The organism is Arthrobacter crystallopoietes BAB-32, from assembly GCF_000328305.2.
GTDB classification, from domain to species: Bacteria; Actinomycetota; Actinomycetes; order Actinomycetales; family Micrococcaceae; genus Crystallibacter; species Crystallibacter crystallopoietes_A.
This window is the reverse complement of sequence record NZ_ANPE02000030.1, coordinates 1-6271: the sequence shown is the minus strand read 5'-3', so window position 1 is coordinate 6271 and position 6271 is coordinate 1. Positions and strand designations below refer to the sequence as shown.

Sequence of the window (6271 nt, the reverse complement as noted above, 5' to 3'; positions counted from 1 at the left end):
TACAATTACCCTCCTCCCCGGGAGAGAGTGCTGAAACAGGGTGGCCGGGTGGCCATAGATAGATAGAAATACTTAACTTCCCTATAAGTAGTAGTAGTAAAGGGGGCCTCCTGCTCCTCCGGAGGGGGGTGTCCACCCCTGTGGCCGGGGGTGGCCGGGGGTGGACACCCTGTGGCCGGGCCGAATCCGAGTCGTCATCGTCGAAACTAGGCATGTCTCCCCGGCAGGAGAGGACATGACGACAGGCAAGACCCACAGCGCTGCGCAGCCGGCCTGCAAGACCGGAGCCCGCGGTACCGCCTCGAGGTCCAACCGCGGAGGGACCGGCCAAGACAAAGGCCGCCTAGCCTGCCTCGAAGACGACAAAGATCCCGACCGCGACTGCGGCATCATCGACCACGGGTCGGATTGCCCCGAGCAAGTCCCCCGTGACGAAAGAACCCCAGCCGCCCGGCGCACCTCATGGGCGCCCAATCCGAAAGCCAACGAGGTCAGCTACTCGGGGCGGATCTTCCGCTCCAAGCTCGGAGCCGCTGCGCCATGTTGATGGACCTGTTCGAGATCTCGTGGGATTACGACCCGTCGTACTACGAGGTCGGCCCGGAACCTGTACTACCTGCCCATCTTTTACTTGCGCGATCACCGGCCCTGGCTCGAGGTGAAAGGGCCCTCCTTCATGGACACCCAGTCTTGGCCAGGAGCCTTGACTGGGACAGCATTAGACTTGTCCAGTCACACGCACACCAGTTGGGGGACCACCATGCTTTACAACGATCCGAACGCGCCCGCAAAACCGCAACAGCCGCCGAAGCCGCCGAAGAAACCGACACCTGGCTCGGTCATCACCATGTGGCTCGGCGCAGGCGTTATTGCCCTCGGTGTCCTGGTCGGGCTTCGGCCCGCCGGCGAGATGTGCGGCAGCCCGTTGGCGCCGGACACCGACGTCGCCGAACTCTACGACAGCATGACCCCGCTAGGGTTCTCCTCCGCCGCAGCCGAGTGCAACGACCAGCTGGCCCTGGGCCTGCTCTGGACCATTCTGGTGATCGCCCTCGGCGTCGTCATCATCGCCGTCGGCGCCATCGTCAAAGCGGTCGGCAGCCGCCCGGCACCGCCTCAGCTCCATCCCGCTTACGTCCAAGGTCATGCACCGCACCCGGGACAACCCCAGGGTTTCCAGCCGCCGGTTCCGCCGCAGCACTCACCCGCATTTCCCCCGGGGGAGCAGCAGCGGCAGATTGACCTGTCTGCCCTCGATCGCCTGCACCAGGCCGGACTGCTTACGGACGAGGAGCACGCCGAAAAACGCCGCCGCATCCTCGGCAACTGACCGAACCAGGCAAGCAGAACACCCAGCCACCTTCCGGTTGGCGGGGCGTTGTCTGTTGATCAGGTCAGCGGATGAACGGAGCCAAGGCGTCGCGCAGGGAGGCCGAGTCGTGGAAGCTGCGGGCAAGCAGGTCGATGCCGAGCTCGTCCTGCTGGTGGTCACATGCAAGGCCGACCAGTCAAACAAGGAAGGGCCGCACGTTTTCGTGCGGCCCCTCGTTGTCTGATGGCTAAACCTTCTCGCGGGCCAGCTTGATGACCCAGGCAGGAGTCTCGCGGCCAAGGCGCCGGTCGAGAGTCTCCCGAAGCTTCGCGGCCTCAACCTTGACGCGGCGCTCCGCACGGGCCTGCTGCTCCGGGGTACGCCCGCGACGGCCCTGTCCATTCGCCTCAGACCGGTGTGGCTCGCACATTCCCGCTCCTTCAACTCTCATGTACTGAACACATTGTCCCCCGAGCCCGGGGAATGAGTCCTGTCTAGACCCCGCTCATTCGGATCCGGTCGGCGACGTCAGCGGTGCAGTGGCCGATCTGCATGGCCTCGACCCGGGTGAGCCCGGTCTTGGCCGAGATCCCGCGCCAGGATTCCTTCCTGCTGCGGTCATTGCGGATGCTCTGCGCGAGCACGTTCAGATGGCTGATGGTCTGCGGGAAGGCTGCGGAGGTTTCCATGCCTCGGATGTGTGCGGAGCCACTGCCCCCGCTTCCCGCTGGCGGGACCGCCGCATAGAGGTTGTGATGTAAGGATTCACTGCCCCACCGCTATGATTTGGACATGATCAACGGAGCCGTCGTGGCCTGTTGGCGGGAACGGCAGGACCGTAATGGGCCCGGCCTGAGCGACGCCCGAAACACACTTACCGCAGCATCAGGAGACCTTCTTGGCACGCCCTCAGACCATCCAGATCTACCTGCCCTTCAGCGACCCGCGCGGCTTCCGGCAGGCAGAAATCACCACGAGAACGGTGCGGGCCTTCGAGATTCCCCGAACCGAGCTGGCCAACTTCGCGGCCTTCCCCGAGGCCGAGCAGCCGGGGATCTACTTCCTGTTCGGCCAGACGCAGGATGGGGACCCCATGTGCTACATCGGCGAGTCAGACAACGTCCGTAAGCGGCTGACCGACCACGACGCCAAGAAGGACTTCTGGACCCGGGCTGTCGTCGCGGTGTCCCTGACGAACACGTGGACCAAGGCACACATCCGGTACTTGGAGAACCAGTCGATCATCAGGGCCAAGCAGGCAGCTACCTACTCCTTCGACAACACGCAGGACGGCTACGCCACGGCGATCCCGGCACCGCTAAAGGCGGACTGCGACGAGTTCTTCGACACCATCCAGGTCCTCGTCTCCACCCTGGGCTATCCGGTCATGGAGATCCCGGCCGCTTCGGAGACCACGGCGAAGAGCGAACGCTTCTACCTGCGCAAAGCCGGCGCAGAAGCCTCAGGCACATACGACGCCAAGGGGATGACGGTCTTCGCCGGATCCACAGCACGCATTGCCGATGAGGCCAAGAAGTACAACAAGACACAGGTCGCGGCCCAAAAGCGGTTGCTGGGACAGGGCGTGCTGCAGGAAGCGGACGGGAAGCTGCGGTTCGCCAAGAACCACACCTTCGCTACCCCGTCCGGCGCCTCGTCCACCATCATCGGTGCCGCGAGCAACGGTTGGGACGACTGGGTCAACGAGCTCGGTGCACGGCTCAAAGACGTGAAGCGGCCGAAGGCGGACGCGGAATAGCAGCGGTTGGGCCCGGGGCCAACCAGTCTCCGCCTCATTTGAACACTAGCTGTAGGTGGCCCGCGTTGCGGTTTCGGCCGTCGCGGCCTCACCTGCATAGGATCATTAGCAACACACCACCGACCGGGGGCAAAGCGGTGCCATCTGCGGCTGCCCCAAGCCTGGAGCACGAGCCGTATGACGTTGACCGCCACTGAGCCAAACCACCTGTCCCAGCAGCAGCTGGAATCCACCCTGTGGGCGGCAGCCAACGCCCTGCGTGGCCCGGTGGATCCGGGTGATTTCAAGGCCTATGTCTTCCCGGTGATGTTCTTCAAATGGATCTCGGACAACTGGGATTACGAGCACGCCCAGGCGGTTGAGGACTTCGGGGACGACCTGACTCCCGAGCTGGAAGATACCCTCCACACGTTCACCATCCCGGACGGCTGCCATTGGGCCGACGTCATCGGCACCACCCAGCACACCGGGGTCAAGCTGGACGATGTGCTGCAGCGTCTTCAGCAAGCCAACCCGGACAAGCTCGCAGGAGTCTTCGGGGACGTGAACTGGGCCAACCAGGACCGCCTGCCGCAGACCGCGCTGACCGCGCTGCTTAATACGTTCCATGGTGTGAGGCTGGATCCGGATTCGGTGAACGGTGACATGCTTGGCTCCGCCTACGAGTACCTGCTGCGGGAGTTCGCCGAAGCATCTGGCAAGAAGGCGGGGGAGTTCTTTACCCCGCGTCACGTCGTACACCTGCTGGTGAAGATCCTTGATCCGAAGCCTGGTGACACGATTGCCGACCCGGCCTGCGGCTCCGGCGGCATGCTGGTCGAGACCGTCACCGCCGTGAAGGAAGCCGGCGGCAACCCGAACACGCTGCGACTGCACGGCCAGGAGATCAACCTGACTACCAGTGCGATCGCCAAAATGAACCTTTACCTGCACGGGCTGAAGGGCTTCAAGGTCGCCCGCGGGGACACCTTCCGCGAGCCGAAACTGCTCGAAGGCGCCGGGCTGAAGAAGTTCGACATCGTGATCGCCAATCCGCCGTTCAGCCTGCAGAACTGGGGCGCCGACGGTTGGACCAGCGACCCCTACGGGCGGGTCATCTGCGGAGTGCCGCCGGCCAAGAACGGCGACTACGCCTGGATCCAGCACATGATCGCCAGCATGAAAGAGGACACCGGCCGGGTCGGCGTCGTCATGCCGCACGGCGTGCTGTTCCGCGGTGGCAAGGAAGGCGCCATCCGGGAGTGCCTGGTCCGCAAGGACCTGCTGGAGGCGGTCATCGGCCTGCCGAACAACCTGTTTTACTCCACCTCCATCCCCGTGGCGATCCTTGTCTTCCGCAAGCAGAAGCCAGCCGAACGGCAGGACAAAGTCCTGTTTATCGACGCCTCCAAGCGCTTCGTGAGCGGCAAGAACCAGAACACCATGTCGGATGAGGACATCGACGTCATTGATGCGGCCTACAAGAAGGGGATGGACGTCGACGGCGAAGACGGCCTCAACCTGCGTCTGGTCGACCTCGCCGAAATCGAGGAGAACGGCTTCGACCTGAACATCGGTCGGTACATCAAGACCGAGTCGATCGCCGAGGCGAACGTAGAGGAGGCCATCATCGCTTACAAGGAGGCCAGGGAACGCTTGGCTGCTGCCGAAGACGTGCTGGCCGACAAGCTGAAGGCGGCCGGCTTTGACTTCTAACTGGGAAACCGTTCGGCTTGGTGACATTGCAGCCACCCGACTCGGGAAGACTCTTCCGCGTGGTGCTGGCCAGTCTCCCGAGGGGCTACCGTACCTGCGCAACGCTAACCTGCAATGGGGAAACGTTGACTTGCGGCAGCTGAATAAAATGCCCTTCACGGGCGAGGAGCAGGTCGAGTACGACCTTCGTAAGGACGACATACTAGTCTGCGAAGGTGGCGAGGTTGGACGCAGCGCTATCCTCAGTGCGGACCTGCCGGGGATCTATTTTCAGAATGCCATTCACAGAGTGCGTGTCCTTTCGGAATCCGCTGATCCTCGCTTTGTTGCCCTGAGCTTGGAACACCTTGTGAGATCTGGAGGTCTGGAGGGCCTCACTAGCCAGCTGACCATCGCACACCTTAATCAAGCGAAGCTGCGGAGTCTTCCCATCGCTCTGCCACCTCTAATTCAGCAGCGGCGCATCGTCGACCTAATTGGTTCCTTGGACGAAGTCATCGGGGCGAAGCGTTATCATCGTGCGGCGGCCGTCGACCTGTACAACGAGCTTGTAGTCGCGGCGGTTTCCACCAATGCGCCTAAGCGATCTCTTGGGGATGCTCTCTCTGCAAGCATGACTTCTGCCCAAGTGATCGCTTCCGAAGCGTACAGAATCGTCGGTTTGGAACGCTCCGGCCAAGGGTTCATCGACAGGGGTGAAGCGGTCGGTGCTGACATCGGTTACGCCAAGCTCACAAGAGTCGAAGAAGATCAGTTGGTTTATCGCAAGCTCACGGCTTGGGAAGGCCCTATCTCAGTGTCAGATCAAGATGTCGCCGGTTCGTGGGTAAGTGGCGAGTTCCCCGTTTTCGACATCGACCGGAACGTCCTACTGCCTGGCCTGCTTCGCCACATCTGTCGCTGGCCAGGATTCTGGGACTTGATGGCCGCGCGTCTCACCGGATCAGTTCTGCGACGGAAAAGACTCAACCCTAACCAGTTGATGGAGATCGAGCTGCCAATGCCGGAACTGGGTGAGCAGGAAGCCCATTTGGCTAACCTCGACGCCGCATGGAATGCAACCATGACACTAAGTGAATCCCTCGATGCACTGGGAGTCCTCCGGTCAGAGCTCTTGACAGCCCTGTTGTCAGGTCTCCACGAAATCCCACCCTCATATGACGAGATGATGGCCCTTGAACGATGACCAGCTCAAGGAATACGCCCTTGCAATTCCAGTCGATAAACGTCTAATCAGCTCAATCGGAAGGGTAGTTTGGGCAGGTATCCGCCTGCAGCATTCTGTCCGTGATTTGCTGGGCGCGATTGATGGCAAGCTGTCAAGCGAACCCTTTGATTCGACATTAGGTGGGGCTATCACCAAGCTGTCGCGAGCAGCTGCAGAACTTCCGGAGCCTGTCCGGAGCAACATCCAAGACTGGTGTGCAGGTCCAGCACGAAAGGCGAAGCAGGCACGTGATTCTGTTGTCCATGCGATTGCGTTTACTGCTGCAGATGGACATCAG

The 6271-nt window shown here is 61.9% G+C and carries 7 protein-coding genes; 5 read left to right on the top strand and 2 right to left on the bottom strand.

Annotation, left to right across the window (positions count from 1 at the left end):
- Positions 1 to 724: 724 nt before the first annotated feature.
- Positions 725 to 1330 carry an SHOCT domain-containing protein gene (locus D477_RS00755; protein WP_190273488.1) on the top strand — a complete coding sequence of 202 codons (606 nt, stop codon included), beginning with the start codon at positions 725 to 727 and terminating at the stop codon, positions 1328 to 1330.
- 229 nt (positions 1331 to 1559) lie between these two features.
- Here the strand turns inward: D477_RS00755 and D477_RS00750 are convergent, their stop codons facing one another.
- Positions 1560 to 1742, bottom strand: coding sequence for a hypothetical protein (locus tag D477_RS00750; protein ID WP_005266262.1), 183 nt, complete (start codon positions 1740 to 1742; stop codon positions 1560 to 1562).
- A gap of 64 nt (positions 1743 to 1806) precedes the next feature.
- Complete coding sequence (locus D477_RS00745) at positions 1807 to 2001, bottom strand: hypothetical protein (protein WP_005266261.1); 195 nt, start codon at positions 1999 to 2001, stop codon at positions 1807 to 1809.
- A gap of 209 nt (positions 2002 to 2210) precedes the next feature.
- Here D477_RS00745 and D477_RS00740 point away from each other — a divergent pair, with 209 nt between their 5' ends.
- From D477_RS00740 to D477_RS22095, 4 genes are all read left to right on the top strand, one after another.
- On the top strand, positions 2211 to 3071 hold the full coding sequence (locus tag D477_RS00740; protein ID WP_005266259.1) for a GIY-YIG nuclease family protein: 861 nt from the start codon (positions 2211 to 2213) through the stop codon (positions 3069 to 3071).
- Positions 3072 to 3248: 177 nt separating this feature from the next.
- Positions 3249 to 4766: a type I restriction-modification system subunit M gene (locus tag D477_RS00735; protein WP_005266257.1), complete on the top strand. Its 1518-nt coding sequence runs from the start codon at positions 3249 to 3251 to the stop codon at positions 4764 to 4766.
- Positions 4756 to 5952 (top strand): restriction endonuclease subunit S, encoded by a 1197-nt coding sequence (locus D477_RS20945; RefSeq protein WP_081608413.1) that lies wholly within the window; start codon positions 4756 to 4758, stop codon positions 5950 to 5952. The genes D477_RS00735 and D477_RS20945 overlap by 11 nt, the downstream gene beginning before the upstream one ends.
- Positions 5942 to 6271 (top strand): hypothetical protein (locus D477_RS22095; RefSeq protein ID WP_202804066.1); only part of this gene is annotated, 330 nt, incomplete at its 3' end. The genes D477_RS20945 and D477_RS22095, both read left to right, overlap by 11 nt.